16 protein-coding genes are annotated in these 20,264 nt (G+C 55.6%); 9 read left to right on the top strand and 7 right to left on the bottom strand.

What is annotated here, in order from left to right:
- Positions 1-82: 82 nt before the first annotated feature.
- Both AC5DDB_RS09590 and AC5DDB_RS09585 read right to left on the bottom strand, forming a co-directional pair.
- The gene (locus AC5DDB_RS09590) at positions 83-586 is read right to left on the bottom strand and encodes a 3-hydroxyacyl-ACP dehydratase FabZ family protein (RefSeq protein ID WP_491739496.1); all 504 of its coding nucleotides are present in this window, start codon (positions 584-586) and stop codon (positions 83-85) included.
- A 229-nt stretch (positions 587-815) separates the two neighbouring features.
- Positions 816-1,724 (bottom strand): hypothetical protein, encoded by a 909-nt coding sequence (locus tag AC5DDB_RS09585; RefSeq protein ID WP_491739495.1) that lies wholly within the window; start codon positions 1,722-1,724, stop codon positions 816-818.
- 434 nt (positions 1,725-2,158) lie between these two features.
- Between AC5DDB_RS09585 and AC5DDB_RS09580 the strand changes: the two genes are divergently transcribed.
- The 6 genes from AC5DDB_RS09580 to AC5DDB_RS09555 all read left to right on the top strand — a co-directional run bounded on the left by AC5DDB_RS09580 (position 2,159) and on the right by AC5DDB_RS09555 (position 8,057).
- The gene (locus AC5DDB_RS09580) at positions 2,159-3,328 is read left to right on the top strand and encodes a hypothetical protein (protein WP_491739494.1); all 1,170 of its coding nucleotides are present in this window, start codon (positions 2,159-2,161) and stop codon (positions 3,326-3,328) included.
- A 147-nt stretch (positions 3,329-3,475) separates the two neighbouring features.
- Positions 3,476-4,252, top strand: a complete 777-nt coding sequence (locus AC5DDB_RS09575; RefSeq protein ID WP_491739493.1) for a hypothetical protein — start codon at positions 3,476-3,478, stop codon at positions 4,250-4,252.
- Positions 4,253-4,358: 106 nt separating this feature from the next.
- Positions 4,359-5,756 carry a hypothetical protein gene (locus AC5DDB_RS09570; RefSeq protein WP_491739492.1) on the top strand — a complete coding sequence of 466 codons (1,398 nt, stop codon included), beginning with the start codon at positions 4,359-4,361 and terminating at the stop codon, positions 5,754-5,756.
- A gap of 109 nt (positions 5,757-5,865) precedes the next feature.
- Entirely contained in the window at positions 5,866-6,354 is a 489-nt protein-coding gene (locus tag AC5DDB_RS09565; protein WP_491739491.1) for a polyribonucleotide nucleotidyltransferase, read from the top strand.
- 120 nt (positions 6,355-6,474) lie between these two features.
- Positions 6,475-6,801, top strand: a complete 327-nt coding sequence (locus tag AC5DDB_RS09560) for an STAS domain-containing protein (protein ID WP_491739490.1) — start codon at positions 6,475-6,477, stop codon at positions 6,799-6,801.
- 74 nt (positions 6,802-6,875) lie between these two features.
- The gene (locus tag AC5DDB_RS09555; protein ID WP_491739489.1) at positions 6,876-8,057 is read left to right on the top strand and encodes a serine hydrolase domain-containing protein; all 1,182 of its coding nucleotides are present in this window, start codon (positions 6,876-6,878) and stop codon (positions 8,055-8,057) included.
- 73 nt (positions 8,058-8,130) lie between these two features.
- On the opposite strand, the gene AC5DDB_RS09550 is transcribed toward AC5DDB_RS09555, so the two are convergent.
- Genes AC5DDB_RS09550 through AC5DDB_RS09540 form a run of 3 tightly spaced genes read right to left on the bottom strand, consistent with a single transcriptional unit; the run spans position 8,131 to position 12,414 of the window.
- Entirely contained in the window at positions 8,131-9,141 is a 1,011-nt protein-coding gene (locus AC5DDB_RS09550) for a Gfo/Idh/MocA family protein (RefSeq protein ID WP_491739488.1), read from the bottom strand.
- A gap of 11 nt (positions 9,142-9,152) precedes the next feature.
- A complete protein-coding gene (locus AC5DDB_RS09545) occupies positions 9,153-11,750 on the bottom strand; it encodes an excinuclease ABC subunit UvrA (protein WP_491739487.1) in 2,598 nt (865 codons plus the stop codon).
- Positions 11,668-12,414, bottom strand: coding sequence for a CPBP family intramembrane glutamic endopeptidase (locus AC5DDB_RS09540; RefSeq protein ID WP_491739486.1), 747 nt, complete (start codon positions 12,412-12,414; stop codon positions 11,668-11,670). Before AC5DDB_RS09540 ends, AC5DDB_RS09545 begins: the two co-directional genes overlap by 83 nt.
- Positions 12,415-12,486: 72 nt before the next feature.
- Here AC5DDB_RS09540 and AC5DDB_RS09535 point away from each other — a divergent pair, with 72 nt between their 5' ends.
- The gene (locus AC5DDB_RS09535) at positions 12,487-12,960 is read left to right on the top strand and encodes a universal stress protein (protein ID WP_491739485.1); all 474 of its coding nucleotides are present in this window, start codon (positions 12,487-12,489) and stop codon (positions 12,958-12,960) included.
- Between the two features lie 100 nt (positions 12,961-13,060).
- A complete protein-coding gene (locus tag AC5DDB_RS09530) occupies positions 13,061-16,297 on the top strand; it encodes a hypothetical protein (RefSeq protein ID WP_491739484.1) in 3,237 nt (1,078 codons plus the stop codon).
- 112 nt (positions 16,298-16,409) lie between these two features.
- Here the strand turns inward: AC5DDB_RS09530 and murB are convergent, their stop codons facing one another.
- Entirely contained in the window at positions 16,410-17,303 is an 894-nt protein-coding gene (murB, locus tag AC5DDB_RS09525; protein ID WP_491739483.1) for a UDP-N-acetylmuramate dehydrogenase, read from the bottom strand.
- Positions 17,245-18,720: a UDP-N-acetylmuramate--L-alanine ligase gene (gene murC, locus AC5DDB_RS09520; protein ID WP_491739482.1), complete on the bottom strand. Its 1,476-nt coding sequence runs from the start codon at positions 18,718-18,720 to the stop codon at positions 17,245-17,247. The genes murB and murC overlap by 59 nt, the downstream gene beginning before the upstream one ends.
- A 538-nt stretch (positions 18,721-19,258) precedes the next feature.
- Here murC and cysK point away from each other — a divergent pair.
- The gene (cysK, locus tag AC5DDB_RS09515) at positions 19,259-20,191 is read left to right on the top strand and encodes a cysteine synthase A (RefSeq protein ID WP_491739481.1); all 933 of its coding nucleotides are present in this window, start codon (positions 19,259-19,261) and stop codon (positions 20,189-20,191) included.
- The last annotated feature ends 73 nt before the right edge of the window (positions 20,192-20,264 follow it).

The following is a 20,264-nucleotide window of genomic DNA, read 5'->3' as shown; positions in this document are numbered from 1 at the left end:
ATCCTCTGTTCTCTATCTTCGATGCTCGCGGGCGAACCGAATCGGCATCGATTGCAGACTCGAATTCGGGTCAGCAACAACACTACTTCTGAATCTCGTGATTCCGTTCGATCGGCACGCCAATCATGCTGCCGCTGAAGACCATTTTGTTGTCGACCCAGCCTTGGAAGTCGAATTCCGACCGACGGCCTTTACGAATTTTCGTCACGCGGCAAATGATGTCCAATCGGCAACCCGGAAACACTGGTTGACGGAATCGCACGTTGTCCATGCCGCCAAAACCGAGGTAATCGCCGCCGAGCAAGTCATGCTTTCGTGCGTAATAACCCGCCAACTGGGCGGCACACTCGCAGAGAACCACGCCCGGCATCAGCGGAAATCCCGGCATGTGGCCAGTCACCCAGAACTCTTCTTTCGTGACTTCCTTGTAGCCGATAATGCAGCGTTCTTCCAAGTCGATGTGCACGACTGCTGAGAGTTGCTCCATCTCGTGTCGTTGCGGATTCACGCGACGAACTTCCTGCAAGTCGTACATTGGCTTGCTGAAATCGAGTTTGGACAAATCATAAAGTGGAGGAGGGGGCATGGTCTCACACTCCGTAGCGTATTAACAAATCTGGTGATGTTTTGAGGTCGGGATGACGACGAATCTTCCAACCGTTGCTGAACGGCTTCGTCGGACTTGGAGAGTGTAATCGTGCCGGTCTTTCGTCGCAACGATTCCGGGACGAACATGGCGGAGAGTTTCAATCTGACATTCGAAAAAATCCGCCCCGGACGTTGGCTCCGCTTGGCCGCTCAGGATCGGCGTTTCACTACTGCCCCGACGGGCCTTTTTGCAACATCTCAATATACTGGTTGGTGACTTCCTTCGGAAAAATGCCTTCGGGCGCTTCATAGCGAAAGAGATCAGCTTGTTTGGCAAGATCGTCGGGACTGAGCCACGCAATGTCGTTGAAATCCAGGGTGACAAGTGGCATGAGAATCTTGTCTTCCCCCTGTTCCTTCAAGTACCGAATGCGACGCGGAAACAATGTGGAGTCCAAGTAAATTCGCACGGTTTGCGGAAGATGTTGGGGGAGTTGTTTCGCGGTTAACGGGTTGGCCTTGAATTTGGCCTGGTATTGCTCATTCCAAGTACCTTCGAGGACTTGGAAGGTCTCACCATCGATGATTTCCTCTTTCGGCTCGGCAAAGTCCATGTTGCGTTCGAGACTCGCCAGTAACCCTGCGACACCGCCGACGCCAAGTTCGACAATCACACGATTCTGGCCAATAGCCCCGGACCGCGTCGCGGCGTTCAGAATTTGCTGCACATCCCGGCGGGTGAGACGAATTTCCTCACCGAGCTGTTGTTCGGTATTCACGATGTCGCCATCGCAAACCTGGAGCAATCGCGCCTTCATGCCAGCGGCTTCAAACGCGATCTGCATTCGCATTTGCAGATTCGGGCCCTGCACGAAGAACCCCTCCGCATCGATTTGCCGACCACCGACGGTAATCGTTTCGTGAATTTTCGCCCGATAGGGTTGGTTGAGCAGCTTCTTCCGCGATTTCGCAAGCAACGACTCTTCAGCCGGTTGGTCACCCGCTGAACTCTCTTCGGACGGTTTGTTTTGTTGGGCGTTTACCGCCAATACGCTTCCCAAAACGACCGCCGAAATCACGACAAACGCGAAGACAGGTAATCTAGGAGACATAGAGTAGCCAATAAGCTTATTCATGGTTTGTCGATTCTACCAGTCGAGCGGAAAAGACGGGTTTTATCAAAGATTCCACGGACGAGAGTCCGAAAGAATAGATGCGTCGAGTCGTCGCGGAAACCATCCGGCGACTGTTCGCTCGGACCATCTCCCACAACCGTTCGGTATTGTAGCGGGAATCGGGAGTGTGGGTCGAGCCGACTTGACGTCGAACCTTTTAAGGATTTCTTCCCGAGTGACACGGGGTCATTTGGCGAAGTGAGGGAAGGTGCGGTGGCGACCTGTCAGGGGACGGGGTAGCCCAAGTGAGTCCAAACCGCTTCCGGCGTTGGCCATCGGCCTTCACGCTAGGGACAGCCAGAGGGGTGACGATGAAATACTACTTTTTGGGTCTCGGCGTTCTTGTAGCCGTCTGCGTCGGTTGCGCCGGGGGTGGCTCGAGCAACGTGTCTAACATGTTCGACAAGGGAGAGTACGCAGCACCTCCCGCAGCAATGATGATGCGACCCGGTCCAGCCGTTGACGGCCCCGGACCAGGCGTGTTGAATTGGCCGGTTCCAGCACCGGTCGCACCGGTCCAACGGACCACACAAGTTCGCTTCGTGTCTCCACAGACGATGAAAGTGGGCTGGCAAGTCGGCAACCGATTCGCTGAGAATCAAATCGTCGTGCCAGGTCGGTACAACTTCCTTCAAGGGCACACGTTTCGCTTGAAACTCACCGGCATGCCGGATCGAGAAGGCGAAACCTTGTACCCCACGTTGCAAGTGTATCCCGGTCAACCACAGACCGATGCCTACCTGACTCACAACAGCATTCCGATCGAACTGACCATCGACGACTTGGACCAAGTCGCTGCTGGCAACTTCGTGACGAAAGTCATCTACTTGCCAGATCCCAAGTTCCAAGACCTCGCCATCGGCGATGTGGAAACCTTGGTCTCCACGCGACTCGCTCCCGGTGTTGATCCGGTTGTCGAGGCCGACAAACGGGGAACGATCATGGCGGTATTGCGAGTGGGTAACTTCGACTACGAAATGCCGACCGCCTTCGGAACACCAGCAGCTCCGGGAATGCCCGCGATGCCAAATGTTCCTGGTCCCGTCAACACGGAAGCCGGTCCTTCGTTGTCCGCTCCGGGTGGTGACTTGACGACGATGAACTACGACGGCGAAGTTCAACAGGTTCAGTACCAAAACGGTGCACCGACTCCGAAGTTCGTACCGCCAACCCCGATCGACACCATGAACCCTGGTTCCGGTGGATTCGGTGTTCCCGGTGCAACGATCGTCGGTGGCCCACGGGTTCCGCCCGGTTTGCCTCCGATGCACCCGATTGCCGGCATGGGTCCGGTTCAACCGTGGGGCCTGCCTTACACCGGCACGCCGATCGGTCTGCCAGGTCCGGCTCACTTGCCACTTGGCGGGGAAGCCACCTTGCAATCGCATACGGTCATCAACAACTCGAAGAACGATCTTCCCGATGGCGTGCGTGACTTCAGCGTTGTCGTGAAGCACGAGCCGGGCTTCCGGTTGCCTCCGCCAGTGAGCTCTGTCGAGTACACCGAGAAACACCCGATGTACCAAAACGGCGAAACCTCGTGGCCGCGATGGTCGGGGCGTTAATCCTAACGCTCTGAGGGCAACGCTCCACAGCGACCGACGTTGCTCGGTCCCAACATCGTCAAACCCCAAAATCGGAGCGGTGATCTCTTTCACGAGGTTCCGCTCCGTTTTGTCTTCAATCGGGCGACAAAACGCAGGAGACTTGGCGTGACAACCACAGCGACAAATGCCACATCAGAACATCGCCATTGCGGTTGGTTCGGTCAATTGCGAATCGTCCTGATCGGCCTCGGTCTGACCTCGCTATGCAGCTTGCCGACGAATGCGTTCGCTCAGACAACGCGTCCCGAACGATTTATCGGCGACCGCCCGTTGTATCAACCTTTGCACGCTCGCATGCCACCCGGTCAAGCAGCGTACATGAAGAACTTCGGCGAGCGACCCCAATGCCCGTACTATCAGGCCTTTCAGGTCCGCATGCCGAGCGAAGGAAAGGCCACGGTCTATCACAGTGGCGTCCAAACAATTCCACTCACCGGCAACACGCAAGCGGGTTTGCTCGTTGGTCATGTTTATCGTCTGAAGTTACAAGACATGCCCGAGCTGCCAGGTTTGGAACTTTATCCGACGATCGAAGTGCTCGACCGATTGCATCCGCCACAAGGCCGAGAAACCGCGTACCCGGTCCCGGTAGAGTTTAGTCTCGATGAACTCGAAGCCGCCGCCGCGGGCGGTTTGGTCACAAAGGTCGTGTACCTCGAACAGCCCGACCTTGCAACTCCACAGCCGCAAGCCGATCGAATTCCCACCGCGACTTTGCACTCACGTGCGAACGTGTTGGCGGAGACGGATCGTGTCGGGCGACCACTGGCGATCGTGCGACTCGGTGGTCGTGTGCCTGTGAATCCGTCGGCCGACATCGACTTCTACGGCACCGGCGCTCCTGCGATTCCAATGCGAGCTGCGACAAATCCCAAGCAATAAAAACGGTCGAACCTTGACCACCTTGAAACTCCCGGCAGACAGGAATGTCCGCCACACCTGACAGATTGTAGTCGATCGCGTGGCTATTGAACTCAAGAGGCTCGACATGCTGACCACCGTTTTCCGTTCTGAACGATTGCGGATTGTCGCCGGCGTCCTGTGCGTAGGATGTTTCAGTTTGCTCAGCGCATGTGCCACGCCCGGTGGGTCGAGCATGGATCGTGATCCGTTCCTGACGGCGGCAGATGCGGCGAATCGAGGCAAAACCCATCCGACGTCGACTCGGGTCGCGAAGGTCATCGGGCTGAAGAAAACAAACGCAGCGACCGACGATCAATTTGCGAACGAAACGTCCCATCTTGGTGGCGTATGGGCCAATCCCACAGACACGCGACTTGTGGACTCCACGATTGCATCGGCTAACATGCCCGGCGAAGCCGACGATGTCGGCACCGTCACGTTGGCGCAAGCGGAAGTGGCTCAGCCGACGGGTGTGCAAGTTTATTCACAAGACGCACGCGTGCTGCTTGGTATGGGTGGGATGTTCTGTCCGCCATGTCCCGGTCCGATCGTGTGTGCTCAGTCCTGCGAGACTCGGGTCTACAAAGACGAATACCTCTGCGACGGTGGCGACCGCGGTTATCCAATCCACTATGACGACTACAACCGCCAAGGCTTGGAAACCGAAGACACCATCGCAGAGTACGTCGATAGTTCCGGCGAATTCAAAGTCAAAGCAAGCAACCGCGTGTGCGTGTATGCTCCGCGATTTGCGGCCATGCGAACCATCGATACTCCAGTTACCGACATTGGCTTTGCCGGGATCGCCAGTGCCGACCGCTCCACACGAACAGGTGGATTGCTCGCCAACACCGGATTCCATACGCAAACTCAACAGACACCTGTTGTCGGCGTGAACATGCGAAGCCGAGCTAGTGGCGTCGACGTTCCCGTTGGCGTCGATAACCTGGGTCAAAACGCAAATCTCGGCGAATACTCCCGCTATCGCAGCGGACACCAAGAGATTCAATTCCTAGCCGGTGGCATCCTGAAAGAATCCGAAGAAGCTTGGCTCGCGAAGGGTATTCGAGCGGCGAAAGAATGGTCGCAGGTCCAATTCCCGCAGATCACCGGACGCACACAAGCTGCCCAGGAAGTGCACGCCGAGTTTAAGCCAGAAGAAATGGTTGGCATCGAAGACGAAGGGCAGGGTGAGCTTCGCATCGTGAAAATGGCGGACCGACAAGAGGCATTGCCGGGCGACATCATCACGTTTACACTCCGCTACGACAACATCGGCGATGGTCGTTTGTATCATATCCGGATCGTCGACAACCTCACGCCACGTCTGGAACTCGTCGAGGACTCGGAAACCAGCGATCGCGGCGGACGCATCTTCTATGAAGACAATTCCGAAGGCAGCTTGGTCTTGATCTTCGAACTCGACGAAGTTTTGCCACCGAAAACCGGCGGCGTCGTGACCTTCCAAGCACGCGTCCGTTAGAAGCAACTCAAGCGATTGTCGGGTCCGCACGGCGGATCCGACGAAGCTGACCTCAGAATCCTCGTTGAATAGGTGCGGGCCAATCACCTACGGTTGACGGAGTCATTGGATGACGACTGATTGGTTCGCCCGGTATTTCAAGCCCGCACTCGCCACGCTCACGATGACCAGTGTGCTGTTGTCTTCGTCGTGCGGAACGATTCTGCACCCCGAGCGACGTGGCCAACCCGCTGGACGACTCGATCCGAAAATCGTCGCGTTGGATGCGGTCGGCATGCTGTTTTTCTTTGTGCCGGGTGTGATTGCGTTCGCGGTCGACTTCTCGAACGGCACGATCTACTTGCCACCAGATCACTACGGCCAAAACCAATCCAGCCCCGTGAGCGATGCCGTTCAGGTGAAGGTCGATCCGACGGAACTGAACGCGGAACAGATCGAACGTATCGTCGAAACCCATACGAGCAAAGACATCTCCCTCGTTCCCGGATCGTATTCAGTGCAACAAATCGATTCGGTGGCTGACCTGTCGTTCGATCCAACCGACGCTCCGAGTGAACCACGGACTTCGCACGTCGTTTTTCGCGGCCAATCGTTTTGATCGATTCGTGAAGTTGTGACCCCCACTAGCCAAGATTTGTCTTGCTTTTCATGCCGAAATGGTGCACATTGGAAGACTCACCATTCACATCTTCTTCCCAATTCTGGTTTGATCTGAGTGATGGCCTTCACACCAACAACATTCCAGATCTATCAAGCTGGCGAACTTTCGGTTGTCGGCTTTGAGACGCACACCAACCTTCATCAATTGGATCTTGCCCGGTGTCGGGAGGAATTGGCGAAGTTGGTCGAAGAGAACGAATGCCGCTTCCTGGCATTTGACCTCACGAACATCCGCGTATTTCCGAGTGGCATGCTCGGATTGCTGGCCTCGCTCCGGCGGCTCAATGTCGAAGTGCACCTGTACAATGCCTCGGCGGATATCGTCGAAGTCTTGGAGATTACGGGACTGAAGCGATTTGTACGGTTACACCAAGTAACGCTCTGATCACCAATCGCGGCTAGCAAAATCAAACACGCCAGCGTTTTGACATTCGGCCTTGTGCAGGGAATAATCTCTGCATGTCCAAACGATCAAACGCCGACCGCCCGTCCATCCCTGACCCGAGTCCTCCGGATGTGCTCAATCCGGACCTGCGAATCGACCAGGAGCGATGGAACAATGTCAAAGCTCTTGCGACTCGCTGGACCGAGGCTGGCGAGATTCCTGCCGTCGCGATCTGCGCAGGTCGCGGAGACCGTTCCACGGGCGTTCAACCATTCGGTCAATTACGGCTCAACTCGAACGACTCACCGCTTCAAGCCGATAGCATTTTCCTGGTCGCCTCAATCACGAAACCGCTGGTGGCCATGGCGGTGTTGCGACTGGTGGAAAATGGTTTGCTCTGTCTGAATGACAAAGTGAATGCCATTATCCCCGAATTCAAGGGTCCGCAACGGTATGCAGTCACGCTGCGACATCTGCTGACGCACACGTCCGGTCTGCCGGACCAACTCCCGGATAATCAGGAGTTGCGGTCCAAACAAACGCCACTTTCCGGATTCGTCGAGAAAACGTGTCAGGTCAAGATGACCTTTTCCCCAGGTCGCGGAGTGCAGTATCAGAGCATGGGGTACTTGCTACTGGGCGAAATCATCGAACGTGTCTCTGGCAGGTCATGCGCCGCGTTTTTGCGTGAAGAGTTTTTTCAGCCGTTGGCGATGCATGACACCGCGTTGGGTGCCCCTGCCGAGTGGTATCACGGAGACACTCCCAGAATTGACCGGCTCGCGGAAATTCGCATTGCGGATGAACGCAGCGATCCGAGTTGGAACTGGAATAGTCGTTATTGGCAAACTCTCGGTGCACCTTGGGGCGGACTGCTCACCACGGCGGGTGACCTGGGAAAATACTGTCGCATGATGCTCGCCCATGGGCACTACCGGGGACACCAGGTCATCAGCCGTGCTAGCATTCACCGCGCAACGACCAACCAGTTAGAGGCACTGCGAGAAGTGCCAGAAGACGATCGTCGCTGCAGACCTTGGGGGTTCGGATGGCGTTTGAATTGGCCTGCGCATAGCGCGAATTTTGGTGATCTCACCAGCCCGCACACGTTCGGTCACTGGGGAGCCACCGGGACTTTGATGTGGATGGATCCGGAACGCGAACTCTGGGCGGTCATCCTCACCACACTGCCACAGGAACCCCATGGCAAACATCTGGCACGACTGTCCAACATGATCGCTGCAGCGTTTCTGTAGCAATCCCGATCATCCCACGCGATGGCAGGGCGGGAGCGATTTCCATTGATCGCACGGGCAGTAGCCGGTTGAATCAATCGTCAAACTGCACATCGACAATTTTGCCGGTCCGGGCGGAGCGATCCAGGTCTTCGCAGACTCGTTGCACTTGGACGGCGAATTCCGTCCATTCCGGTTCGAGGTTCCCTGACTGCACGATTTTCGAGAACTTCTTGATCATACAGGTTTCTTGGATCGGCGTGTCCGAAACGATCGTGCTTGCTCCGCCGGTGCTATCGTGGACCCAGAATCGTGGTTTATCTGCTTCCCATGGACGTGTGAAGTCATCGCAGACCAGCGAGCCTTCCGTACCGGCAACTTCGATCCATCGTCGCATGACGGTGTCGAACCCGCAGTCGAAACTGGCGCTGCGTTCCTCATCGAACCACATTTGACCGGCAAAATGCATGTCGACATCACCACGCATTCGAGCGGTGCCCCACACGCGGCTTGGTAAACCTTGAAATGCCCACAAAGTGGCACCGACGCAATACCAGCCCAAGTCGAGCAGACTTCCGCCGCCATACCGTCGTTCCAGTCGAAATTCGTTTTGCGGAATCTCTGGCCAACAGAACGAGAACGCCGAAGTCACCCGGCGCAACGCCCCGAGTTGATCACTCGTAAGGACCGCAGCCATATCATTCGCACGCGGGTGATGTCGCCACATCACCCCATCCATCAATTGCACATTGTTCGACCGACACGCATCCCGCATTTCGGCCGCTTCCGACGCATCGAGCGCCAACGGCTTTTCACAGAGGACGTGTTTCCCCGCTTCCGCAGCCCGGATTGTCCATTCGCGATGCATTGATGGCGGAAGTGGGATGTAAACGGCATCGATGTCGTCGGCGTCGAGCAAGGCCTCGTAAGAGCCATAACAGACTTTCGCTTCGTGACCGTCGGCCCACAAGCTTGCTCGTTCCATGTCACGGCTGGCCACTGCCATTAATTCGGCATTGCTGGCTTGATGAATTGCTGCCGCAACTTTGGTGGCAATCCGCGCGGTTCCCATAATCCCCCAACGGACACGCATCGCATTCAACATCGATTCCTCCTTTAATGGCCTGATTTCGTCAAATAGGGACCGATTACCGATGCCGCATCCCGCGCGACTTCAGCCGGAGTGCCCGAGGCGATTATTCGTCCGCCGTCGGTTCCGGAACCTGGCCCCAATTCGATGAGATGATCAACTTGACGTAACAGACTTATGTTTTGCTCGACCATAATCACAGTATGCCCGACAGCGAGCAACCCTCGCAGACATTCCACCAATCGCGTCACATCTTGGACATGCAGCCCGAGTGTGGCTTCTTCCAACACGAACAGGGTCCGTGATTTCGTACCGCTGGCAAAAGCACTTGCCAACTTCAGACGTTGGGACTCGCCCCCCGAAAGCGTGTGCAACGGTTGCCCGAGCCGGAGATAATCCAGTCCGACTTCACGCAACGGTCCGAGTCGTTTCGCGACTTTCGGATGAGTGCGAAAAAATGAAAATGCTTCAGTGGCGGATAGCTGCAGCACTTCGGCAATGTTCAGGCCACGATACGTCGCTTCAAGAACTTCCGGTCGAAAGCGTGTGCCATGGCATTCATCGCACACGACTTGAATCTCTGGCAGAAATTGCAGATCGACGGAGATCTCCCCCCGCCCCTGACACGTGGGACACCGCCCGCCACCAGATGCATTGAAACTAAATTGCTTCGCCGACCACTCCCGTAATTTTGCCTCCGGCGTTTCCGCGAAAATCTCGCGGATGCCTGCAAATACCTTCAGGAAAGTGCAGACGTTGCTTCGCGGCGATTGCCCTAACGGCGATTGATCCGCCAATACGACATCACCTAAGTGCTCGTGACCGGAAAGTTCGCCGCACTCCGGCACAACCGACGTCTCTTTGCCCAGTGCCCGAGAAACCGCTGGATATAAGGTTTCGAGAACCAACGAACTTTTTCCGCTGCCGCCGACCCCGGTGACCGCGATCAATGAACCGAGCGGGAACTCGATATCGATCGCTTGGAGATTATGTTTTGTCGCCCCGGACAAATGCATCTTCCGCTCGGATGTTGGCGGAAGTTCGTCATTGACGACTGGAATCGCATTTAGCACAGCCGCTGACAGCGATTGCTCAGTTTGTTTCGCTTCGGTCGATGTCCCCGTCCAGACGACTTCTCCGCCCTCCGCCCCGGCACCTGGACCGAGTTCGATGATGTAATCGGCAGCGGTAAAAAATGCCGGCTGATGTTCAACAGCTAAGACCGAGTTTCCCGCGTCCACGAGCCGCCGAATCATCGTCACGAGTTGCTCGACTTCTTGCGGGTGCAATCCGGCGGACGGTTCGTCAAGCACGTACAATGTGTTCACAAGCGGACTCCCCAGCATTGCCGCAAGGGCAGCACGACGTGACTCGCCCGTCGAAAGTGAACACGCAGCCCGGTCGAGCGTCAGGTAACCCAGTCCGACCTCAACCAAGAACCCAATGCGGTCGCGAATCGCCTGCATCGGTTCCATCAGAATGTGACGTTCCCGGTCCGACCACACCGCCTCGATTGCGTCCAATTCCGCAGGGAACTCTCGCACCGTTCGGCGACATATGTCGGCAATCGATCGCTCTGCGACTGTAGCCGCCAATGCGGCAACCTGCCAACGCTGTCCATGACAGGCCGAGCAGGGGATCGTGGGACCATCGTTCCAGCGTTTCGACGCCTTCGTTTCGCCCGTCCCATGACACTGCGGACACGCGCCCAACCGAGAGCGATGATTGAACAACCGCGGTTCAATCTCCGGAAGCAACGTTGCACAAGCGGGGCAACGAAGTTCATTCCGAAACCGTGCCACAAACCAATCCCGACCATCGATTGTGCGGTGCTCGACGTCTCCATGTGCGGGTTTCGAATCCAAGAGAATATCGCAAACCCCGTCACCACTCCGAAATGTAATTTCTAGACTGTCACGGAGTCGCTCTGCAGTCACCTTTGCGACAGCCAAGCGATCAACGATGACAGTTGCATCCTCAAGCGACTCCGGCACCATTTCGTCGACTGAGTAAACGACCTCGCCACTCAAAACACGCGTGAATCCATCCTGTTTGAGCGTCTGTTGCAAAGATTCGTCTGGCGTTGTCGTCGGGATGGGAAAGCCAATCATGAACCGCGTTTTCGGGTCACAATCATTCAGCCAATTTCGCACCGAGTCCACGCTCGCTCGTGTAATTGGCCGACCACAATGTGGGCAATGCGGTTTTCCGCTTGTAGCGTAGATCAGTTGCAGAAAGTGCGCGATTTCCGTCAATGTCGCCAACGTATCGCGGCGATCGACGGAACTTCGTGATTGCTCGAGTGCGACAGTCGCAGGCAAGGGTCCGATGAAGTCTGCATCGGGTTGTTCGGGGCGTTCCAGGCGACGACGCAGTTGCGGGGCAAACGCTTCGGTAAATCGACGACGACCTTCCGCTGCGATGGTATCGAAGGCCAGACTACTTTTCCCCGAACCGCTCACACCGGTCACCACGACAAACCGGCCCAACGGAATTTCCAGCGAGACCGATTTCAAGTTGTGGACGCGAACGCCTTGGAGTTCAATCGTTGCCGGTTGCATCGTCATCCACCATTGGAGTTTGATGTTCGGTTTCCGCAACGGTCCGCTGCATTCGCGAAACATGATTTGCCACCAACATAAAGGCGACAAAGTCGTATGCAGCGTGCGTAACGATCGGCACGACTAAATTCCGTTCGCCGGTCACATCAAGCAAAAAACTGAAATAACACCCAGCGATTCCCGTCAATACGACGTACCAAACGGTAATGGGGTGCATCAAACCGAAGGCGAGACTGGTCGTCAACCAGACCGCAGGTTTTGACCACCCGAGAACTTCCAATTGCGTTTGAATCAGACCTCGGAACAAGATTTCCTCGCCGAGTCCTGCGAGAATCGAGACCCAAAGAATCTCGAACCAACGCATTTGGCTCAGTACGGGTCCTAGCGTGTTTAGGAGAAAGTCGCGGATTTCTCGGAATCCAGCGAAGGGGAAACGATCAAGAATCTCGTAAACGACAACCAACGGTATCGTCCAAACCAAGCCGGCGATCACCGCAAATGGCGTCCAGGAAAATTGGAACAACTCCCACAGACCGCTGAAATATGCCAACGCGATCCCGATAACGAGAAGTCCGCCTTCAACAAATAGAACATTCCTGAGGAACTGAGCACGAGTCATGGCGGTAGAGTAGCGAAATCGGCTTACAATTTCACGATGCAGACACGCATTCCATGAGTGGTGATTGAAAATCGATTCCGCGTCGCGATATGATGAAACCGGAGACATCGACAATTCCGCGGCCGAGACCAGATTTCCTGTACTTTATGCACTTCCTTGATATGGAAGGGATTAACGACGATGATCCGCCTCGACCGAATTTTGGTACCGGTTGATTTCAGCGACAGTTCCACATCCGCACAGAAATACGGTGTGGCTCTTGCGGAGCGTTTCGGTTCAGAAATCCACTTGATTCACGTTTTGCAAGATTTAGTTGCATTGTCCCCGGAACCGGGGTTGTCGTTTCCCCCGCCTGGCGAATACCTGCAAGAGTTGATGGAAAGTGCCAAGCGAAGTTTGGCGAATTTGCCATCGGCTGATGACGGCAACGCGACCGAACAACCGGTCATCCGTGAAGTGATTCAAGGTGCGCCGTTTCTGGAAATCATTCGGTACGCCAAAAAGCACGAAATCGACTTGATTGTGATGGGCACACACGGACGGGGCGGGTTGGCTCATGTACTCCTCGGCAGTGTAGCCGAGAAGGTCGTGCGAAAAGCCGGCTGCCCGGTCCTGACAATCCGCCCCGAAGGCCATCAATTCGTTATGCCGTAACCGCCTGGAATCGGTTCGCTGAACCGTATGCAATTCCCCCCTTCGTTCTTTCCGCGGACGTTCCGTCCGCTTCGATGACTTTCAATAAAGTGATAGCCCGGTGACACACCCCTCCGATCAGGAGCCAAACCCCGCGCAGGATGCCGAGGATTTGCAAACCCCAACCGACGATGCGGTGAGCACGCCGGATGCCGAGACGGAATCGACAGTCGAGACAACGGCCGATCCCGAAGGACTTCCGGAAATCGAAGAGTTGACGCCGGAGATCGTGGAGGAGCAGGCTTGGCGAAACGATGTCATGCTGCGTTTGGCCGTGGTGCTACTGGCCTTCCTCATGGGATTCACCGCCACTCATGAGAGCGGGACACTCGTCCACATTCGATCAGGCGAGTACACCTTCGAACACGGCGGACTTCCTCCACGTACGGACGTGTTTTCATTCACTGCCAATGGGCAACTGTGGGTCAATCGGGGTTGGCTGTTCGACGTCGTTGTTGCAGGCTTGTATCAAATATCGCCATGGGCTTTGACTATTGCAAAGGCGTTGATCGCCGCCGGAGCCTTTTGGTTGCTGATCCGCATTCGTCTCCCGGAAGTTCCCACGTGGTGGGGTTCGGTGTGCGCGGTGTTGGCGCTCGTGGCGTGCTTACCGCTGCTGACTGCTCAGCCGGAATTGATCACAATTTTGGGAACCGTGATCGCGATTTGGTTACTGGCCCGTTGGCAGTCTCAGCTGCGTGGAATCGCTTTCGGTCTCCCGCTGCTGTTTCTAGTTTGGGCCAATCTTGATCCCCGGATGTTTTTCGGACTCGCGGTTGTACTTGCGTTTGCGATAGGAGAAACCGTTCAACGCATTGTCGGGGACCGGAACAATGCCCCCTCGCTGACCACGTTATGGATCGCGTTGGCAGGATCGTTCGTTGCGAGTGTCGTTCATCCGTTTGGCTGGGAAACACTCTTGGCTCCTGCGGATCTCTATCAGATCATCTACCCAACCCTGCGGGATATCACATCAGTCGTTGGTCTGAATGCCCGAAGCTCGAGCGTGATGATCACATCGGAAATCTATTGGACGCCGATTTCCCCTGCGACAATTGCCGGTGTCACCGTGTTGGGGCTTGGATTCATTTCGCTGCTGTTGAACTGGCGAAATTTTCGAATCAGCCATTTGTTGGTGTTGGTTGTCTCGGCTGCAGCGGCCGGTGTGGCTCGACATGAACTTGGATTCGCAGCCATTGTCGCGGCGGCGATCGGTACCCTGAACGCCCAGCAATGGTATATCGAAAATTTCCGTGCGGAGTATTCGACAGCTTTAGGCGAGCGAATTTTCTCCGTGGGTGGACGAGCGGTCACGGCTCTGGCGTTTATGTTACTGGCGTTGGCATTTCTGATCGGACGATTGGATTTCGGCCGACGTGCGGGGATCGGTTTTTCCGCAAAACTCCAACAAGACATGCGGAGTGCCGAAGCCGATTCCCAAGACATTCCGAAAGACCATCGCGGATTGAATGTCTCGTATCGTGACGGTGACTTGCTCATTTGGGCGGGTCGCAAACCGTTTATCGATAGTCGATTGGCCATGTACGGGCGGATCACTGCGACGCAGGAACAAACGGACGCAGCCGAGGCCGACAGTTCCGAACCGGTCCGATCGATTTTGGAGGAACATCGGCGATTGTTCGCTGGACTCGATGCCGCAATTAGCGGCAAAGGTGACGATGAGTTATCCGCATTGACTTGGGTCGCGGGCTTGAAACGGTGGGGAGTCACGCATCTCTATGTACCGTTCTTGCAACCGCGACCGGCCTACGAATACTACGCAGCACTAGTCGGAGGTCGACAGCCTTGGGTTTTATTCGACTTGGGAACAGCATACGCGGTCTTGTATCGCACAGATGTTGTTGACCAGAAAAGCCAGAAACTCGATACGGAATTACAAGAATTCATCATCAAACATCTTCCGAATCCCGGTATCGACGTTTACAAGGCGAACGTAGAAACACCGCCGGCTCCACTATTGGAGTGGCCGAAGCCACAGCCTTGGCTCACGCAGCAGTTGTACGGACCACCGATCCCGCCAGACGCCACGCAGCGTGCTCGGAATTACAACGTGCATGTTGGAGCGATGGTGACCGACTTGATTGCCACTATTACGTTTGCTCACATCGTAATCCGCGATGCCAAACAGGGATTGGCCGAGAACCCGACCGCTGTCGACAGTTACCGCTTGCTCGCTGATGCCTATTCGCGTCTCGGACTCGCAGAGCGTCAATTCAATGGGCAGTTTGTCGGGCAACCGCTGCCGCAAACCCGCCGGTATTTCCAGGCAATCGCGGCGTGTTATCAGGCGTTATCGCTCAATCCCGAAGATCGGCAAGTGCGTCAATTGCTGATGCAGCAGTACGAGATGAACAATCGACCGGACCTGCTATTGCGGGAACTTTCGTGGTTCTTGGAACATTGGGAGTTTGCGTCGGATGACGATGAAGCGGCCGATGCCCGTCGACGATTGGCTGAAGAACAACGTGAGAAACTGATCGAGGGTATCAAATCGGTTCGATCGGAAATCGACAAACGGGTGACACAGGGAATGCCCATTCTGCAGGCGGCGGGAATTGCCTATCAACAAGGTGGTTGTGTGGAACTTGCGTTGGAGTTACTCGATTCGAAACCCAGCACCGAAGAAACCGGTCTGCCATCGGCCGGTGAAACGTTTCTGCGAATTCAACTTTATCTGGAGTCCGGTCGAATCCCGGAAGCTCTAGAGTTAGTTCGCGTCTCGCAAGAAATGCTTGCCGAGTCGGGATCGACTTCCCAAAACTTGCCTTGGAAACAGTGGATCGCCTACCTCGATTTGGCCATGTACCGGAATGAGGAAGCAGCGATTCTTCTAAAAAACGAAGCAGAGTCGTTGGTAAAAACATCCATCCGAAATGTCATGGCGACACTGCCGCTCGCAACACGACCAATGGAACCGTTCCCGTGGTTCATGCAGGTTCAGGACGACTGGGTGATGCCACATGCGTTGCTTTCGGAGCAAGCCATCGGGCAAACTGCCCAGCGTGCGGCGCGATTGTCGATCGAAGCTGGGCTGACATATCTGGAAATGGGGCAATCCGCGAAGGCCGGTGAGATGTTCCGTCAGGCGTTAGACATCCACCCGGAAACGGTGTATCGCCCGTTGATGGCGTTCTATATCGGACAGATTACTGGTGAACCTGTCCGCTTGATGCCACCATCAATGGAAATTCCCGTGTGGGGCAAAATGTTCGCTGACGGCCCTAAAATCCAAGAATCGACAACGCCACCAGCCGAAGCCGAGAAGCCCGCGGAGTAAATCATTCCGTCGAGTGTGACCGCTTTGAAAACAGCGTGATCGCGGACGCGATGCCGAAAAAAAGCCCCGACTCAGAAAGCCGGGGCATACTGGCGAAGTACTCGCGATCGCGTTACCAGACTTGGATTTCGAGTTCCAACTCCACGCCAAATTGCTCGGTGACTTTCGAGCGGGCAAGGTCGATCAATCGCATCACATCGGCGGAACTGGCTTCCTCATGCGTGACGATGAAGTTCGCATGTCGATCGCTGATCTCCGCACCGCCAACGCGGGTACCTTTCAGACCGGCTTGCTCCATGAGCGTGCCAGCACTGAGACCTCGCGGATTCTTGAAGATACAGCCCGCACTTTGGAAGGAAAGCGGTTGGCTGGATTTCTTCATAATCCATAATTTCCGCATCCGCTGCGTGATCTCGTCAGGATCATCCTGCGTCAATGCGAACGAGGCTTCCAAGATAACCAGTTCGTTGATCGAACTTTGTCGGTACGCGAAGGACAATTCGTCTTCGGTTCGCGTGGAGATCGTCCCGTCGGCGGTCAAAACCGTGACCGATTGCACGAACTGACCGATATCGCCGTTGCGACCACCGGCGTTTCCACGCAACGCCCCGCCAACTGTGCCGGGAATTCCGGTCAACGTTTCCAAACCGGCCAAACCCGCTTTCACGGTTTCGGCGATCAGGTGAGAAAGCGTCAAACCGGCCCCGCACCGAGCGGTTGTGCCTTCGACGTGCAGTTCCGCGAAACACGGATGATCCAACAGCAACACAACACCGCTGACGCCGTCGTCGCGGATGAGTAAGTTGGAACCTCCGCCAAGAACGCGGATTGGTATGTCATCTTCGCGACAATAGCGAACGACATCAACCAATTCATCCTGGCTAGTCGGACGGACCAAATACTGGGCCGGTCCGCCGACTTTTAGCCAGGTTCGCGGGCCAAGTGGCTCATCCGGCAGCGTAATGCCGTTGAAGCGTTCGGGTAAGCTCGTGGTGGATCCGGTCAATGTTTCCCGCTCCCATCGTGATCAAGACGTCTCCAGGTCGGAGGCTATGGTCTAAAGTTCCGATGATGCGGTCAAGCGAACCGGCGTACTCTGTCGGGCAAGAATTCCGAGTGATCTCAATCGCCAATTCCAATGCAATTTCTTCGGCGGACTCGGTGTTCGCTTCACGGGCCGCAAAAATCGGGGCAATCAACGTTTCGTCGGCATCGGCAAATGCTCGAGAGAACTCGCTCATCAATGCTTGTGTCCGACAGATCTGATGCGGTTCAAACACACAGACGATCCGTCGCCGCCCGAACCGTTCGCGAGCCGTCTTAAGAGTGGCCTTCACGGCGGTCGGATGATGAGCGTAATCGTCGATCAGCGTCACGCCTTTCCACGAGCCTTGCGATTCGAACCGTCGTCGCAAACCCGCGAAGTCGGCGAGGCCTTCACGAATATCGCTCACCGACGCGCCCGCAGAATGAGCGATGGCAACCGCGGCCAATGCATTATCGACGTTGTGGAGCCCTGGCAAATGAATTGTGATTTCGGCGAAGTACCATCCCTGATGGAACACGCGGAAGCGATGCCCATTGCCATGTGGTTTGATGTCGGCCGCCCACCAATCGGCTCCCGACTCCCGAGAAAATGTCGCGACTTCACAATCGACAGCGTCAGCGATTTCCCGCGATAAACGACATTCCTGGCGAATCAGCAGTTTGCCGTCGGCTTCGATGCCGTTTGCGAATTCGCGATACGCGTTCTGAAGGTCGGTTTCGTCACGAAAATAGTCGAAATGATCTGCTTCGATACCGGTGATCACCGCGTACCGAGGCTGCAAATCGAGGAAGCTGCGTTGATACTCGCAACCTTCCGCCACGAATAAATCTCCGTGACCGGCCCAACCGCTTCGACCGGGAAGTGCGCAGTGGGGATCCCGTAAGACTTCGGCACCGAAAACGGTAGTCGGCGAAAGTCCCGCGTAGTGAAGGGCGGTTGATGTCAACGCGGTTGTCGTACTCTTGCCATGTGTACCGGCGACGACGACCCCCGTGCGAGACTGCATCATCAGCCCCAACATTTCACTGTAAGATAAACACGCTACATCAGATTGTCTTGCGTGTTGCCGCTCGGGATTGGTACTGGGAATCGCCGGACTATGGACGACAACGTCACAGTCTGCCGGAATCGCATCCGCCGAGTGTTCGGTGCTCACACACCAATCCCGTTGCCGCATGGCTTGGATCAGCGACGGTGAACCGCCCGCATCGGTGCCGGACACGTTCCATCCCAATCCGTGAGCCAACTCCGCCAACGCACGCATTCCGCTTCCGCAGATGCCGACAAAGTGGGCCGAGCGAATCGGCTCTCCAGTTGGCAGTCGGAATTGGTGAGCACGACAAGCAGGGTGGCGGAGAATCGACGTGGCACTCATAGGCGGTTGGTCAACATCCTTGAGGGAATCGACATCCGTCATGCAAAATGACGGCGAAAAGAGGCCGTGAGAAGTTCGCAAATCAAGCCTCGATTGCTGATATCGGTTGGGAACCTCTATGACCTTCATCGGTTGTGCCGTACATTCCTATTGTGAAAAATTTACCGACTGTTCGAGCACCGGTTGTAACGGTTTTGGAAGCTGGAGAAACTGGATAACCCCATTGAGACCATTTTCGATCCATAGTGTGAATCACACATACACAGGCATTCCGCGTGCCGAAGCTCCTTCGAGTTTACGATTTTCCTGCTAACAACGTTTGTACCGCGGAACAACCATACTGAATTGGATTCGTGGCGTGTAGCGTTCGCGAGGTTCCGAACAAATCACGATTCGACGAATCGGTACAATCAGCGCAGCTCTGTCAACCGAGACGAGTTGCCTTGTCCGTTTTTTGCCGATACTCAATAATGCAAACGGATGAGACGCCGAATGGACGAGCGTCCGCGAACCGGAATGAACTGGAGGGAATCGAGACATGCCCGTATTCGAAGACAATTCGCAATCGATCGGTCGGACGCCGCTTGTCAGAATTAATCGATTGACCCAGGACGTCGGAGCGACGGTTCTCGCCAAGATTGAAGGACGCAACCCCGCCTACAGCGTGAAGTGCCGCATTGGGGCGGCAATGATCTGGGATGCTGAAAAAAGCGGGAAACTGAAACCCGGTATGAAAGTCGTCGAGCCCACCAGCGGCAACACCGGAATCGCGTTGGCCTTTGTCTGTGCCGCGCGTGGCTATTCTCTCACGCTGACCATGCCGGATTCGATGTCGATCGAACGCCGCATGATGCTGAAATCGTTCGGAGCCGAGCTGATTCTCACGCCCGGTGCCGAAGGGATGAAGGGTGCGATCAATAAAGCGACCGAGTTATCCGAACACCCGGAATACTTCATGCCGCAGCAGTTCAAGAACCCTGCGAACCCTCAGATTCACGTCGAAACCACTGGCCCCGAAATTTGGGAAGACACCGAAGGGAAGATCGACATTCTCGTTGCGGGGGTCGGAACCGGCGGAACGATTACCGGCGTCAGTCGCTATATCAAAGAGAAACTGGGTAAACCGCTGCACTCGATCGCTGTCGAACCGGCAGCCAGCCCTGTTATGTCTGGCGGTTCCCCCGGCAAACACAAAATTCAAGGCATCGGTGCCGGTTTCATCCCCGACATTCTCGACATGTCCCTCGTCGATGAGGTCGTGCAAGTCACCGACGACGAGTCCTTTGAAACCGCTGGACGGTTGGCTCGTGAAGAGGGGATCACTTGTGGCATTAGCTGCGGTGCAGCGATGTCCGCAGCATTGAAAGTCGCCGCCCGTCCGGAATCTGCCGGCAAAACAATTGTCGTCATCTTGCCAGACAGCGGCGAACGCTATCTCTCGACGCCACTATTCAATAGCGTTCGCGAATAGAGAGAAGTTGCGTGTCACGGCTCTTAACCCTGTAATTTTCGAGTCAACGACACCCTCCTAAGTAATAACGACA

It is taken from the genome of Thalassoroseus sp., from assembly GCF_984380535.1.
Note: the sequence above shows the minus strand (reverse complement) of the source record. Positions and strands in the feature narration are given on the sequence as shown.

What these genes read in the sequence shown, in the direction of transcription:
- AC5DDB_RS09540 (WP_491739486.1), bottom strand. Translation starts at nt 12,414, where the DNA reads ATGTCTCCGGTTTCATCATATCGCGACGCGGAATCGATTTTCAATCAC.
- AC5DDB_RS09560 (WP_491739490.1), top strand. Translation starts at nt 6,475, where the DNA reads ATGGCCTTCACACCAACAACATTCCAGATCTATCAAGCTGGCGAACTT.
- AC5DDB_RS09585 (WP_491739495.1), bottom strand. Translation starts at nt 1,724, where the DNA reads ATGAATAAGCTTATTGGCTACTCTATGTCTCCTAGATTACCTGTCTTC.
- cysK (WP_491739481.1), top strand. Translation starts at nt 19,259, where the DNA reads ATGCCCGTATTCGAAGACAATTCGCAATCGATCGGTCGGACGCCGCTT.
- murC (WP_491739482.1), bottom strand. Translation starts at nt 18,720, where the DNA reads ATGAGTGCCACGTCGATTCTCCGCCACCCTGCTTGTCGTGCTCACCAA.
- AC5DDB_RS09550 (WP_491739488.1), bottom strand. Translation starts at nt 9,141, where the DNA reads ATGTTGAATGCGATGCGTGTCCGTTGGGGGATTATGGGAACCGCGCGG.
- AC5DDB_RS09570 (WP_491739492.1), top strand. Translation starts at nt 4,359, where the DNA reads ATGCTGACCACCGTTTTCCGTTCTGAACGATTGCGGATTGTCGCCGGC.
- AC5DDB_RS09545 (WP_491739487.1), bottom strand. Translation starts at nt 11,750, where the DNA reads ATGTTTCGCGAATGCAGCGGACCGTTGCGGAAACCGAACATCAAACTC.
- AC5DDB_RS09555 (WP_491739489.1), top strand. Translation starts at nt 6,876, where the DNA reads ATGTCCAAACGATCAAACGCCGACCGCCCGTCCATCCCTGACCCGAGT.
- AC5DDB_RS09590 (WP_491739496.1), bottom strand. Translation starts at nt 586, where the DNA reads ATGCCCCCTCCTCCACTTTATGATTTGTCCAAACTCGATTTCAGCAAG.
- AC5DDB_RS09535 (WP_491739485.1), top strand. Translation starts at nt 12,487, where the DNA reads ATGATCCGCCTCGACCGAATTTTGGTACCGGTTGATTTCAGCGACAGT.
- AC5DDB_RS09565 (WP_491739491.1), top strand. Translation starts at nt 5,866, where the DNA reads ATGACGACTGATTGGTTCGCCCGGTATTTCAAGCCCGCACTCGCCACG.
- AC5DDB_RS09580 (WP_491739494.1), top strand. Translation starts at nt 2,159, where the DNA reads ATGTTCGACAAGGGAGAGTACGCAGCACCTCCCGCAGCAATGATGATG.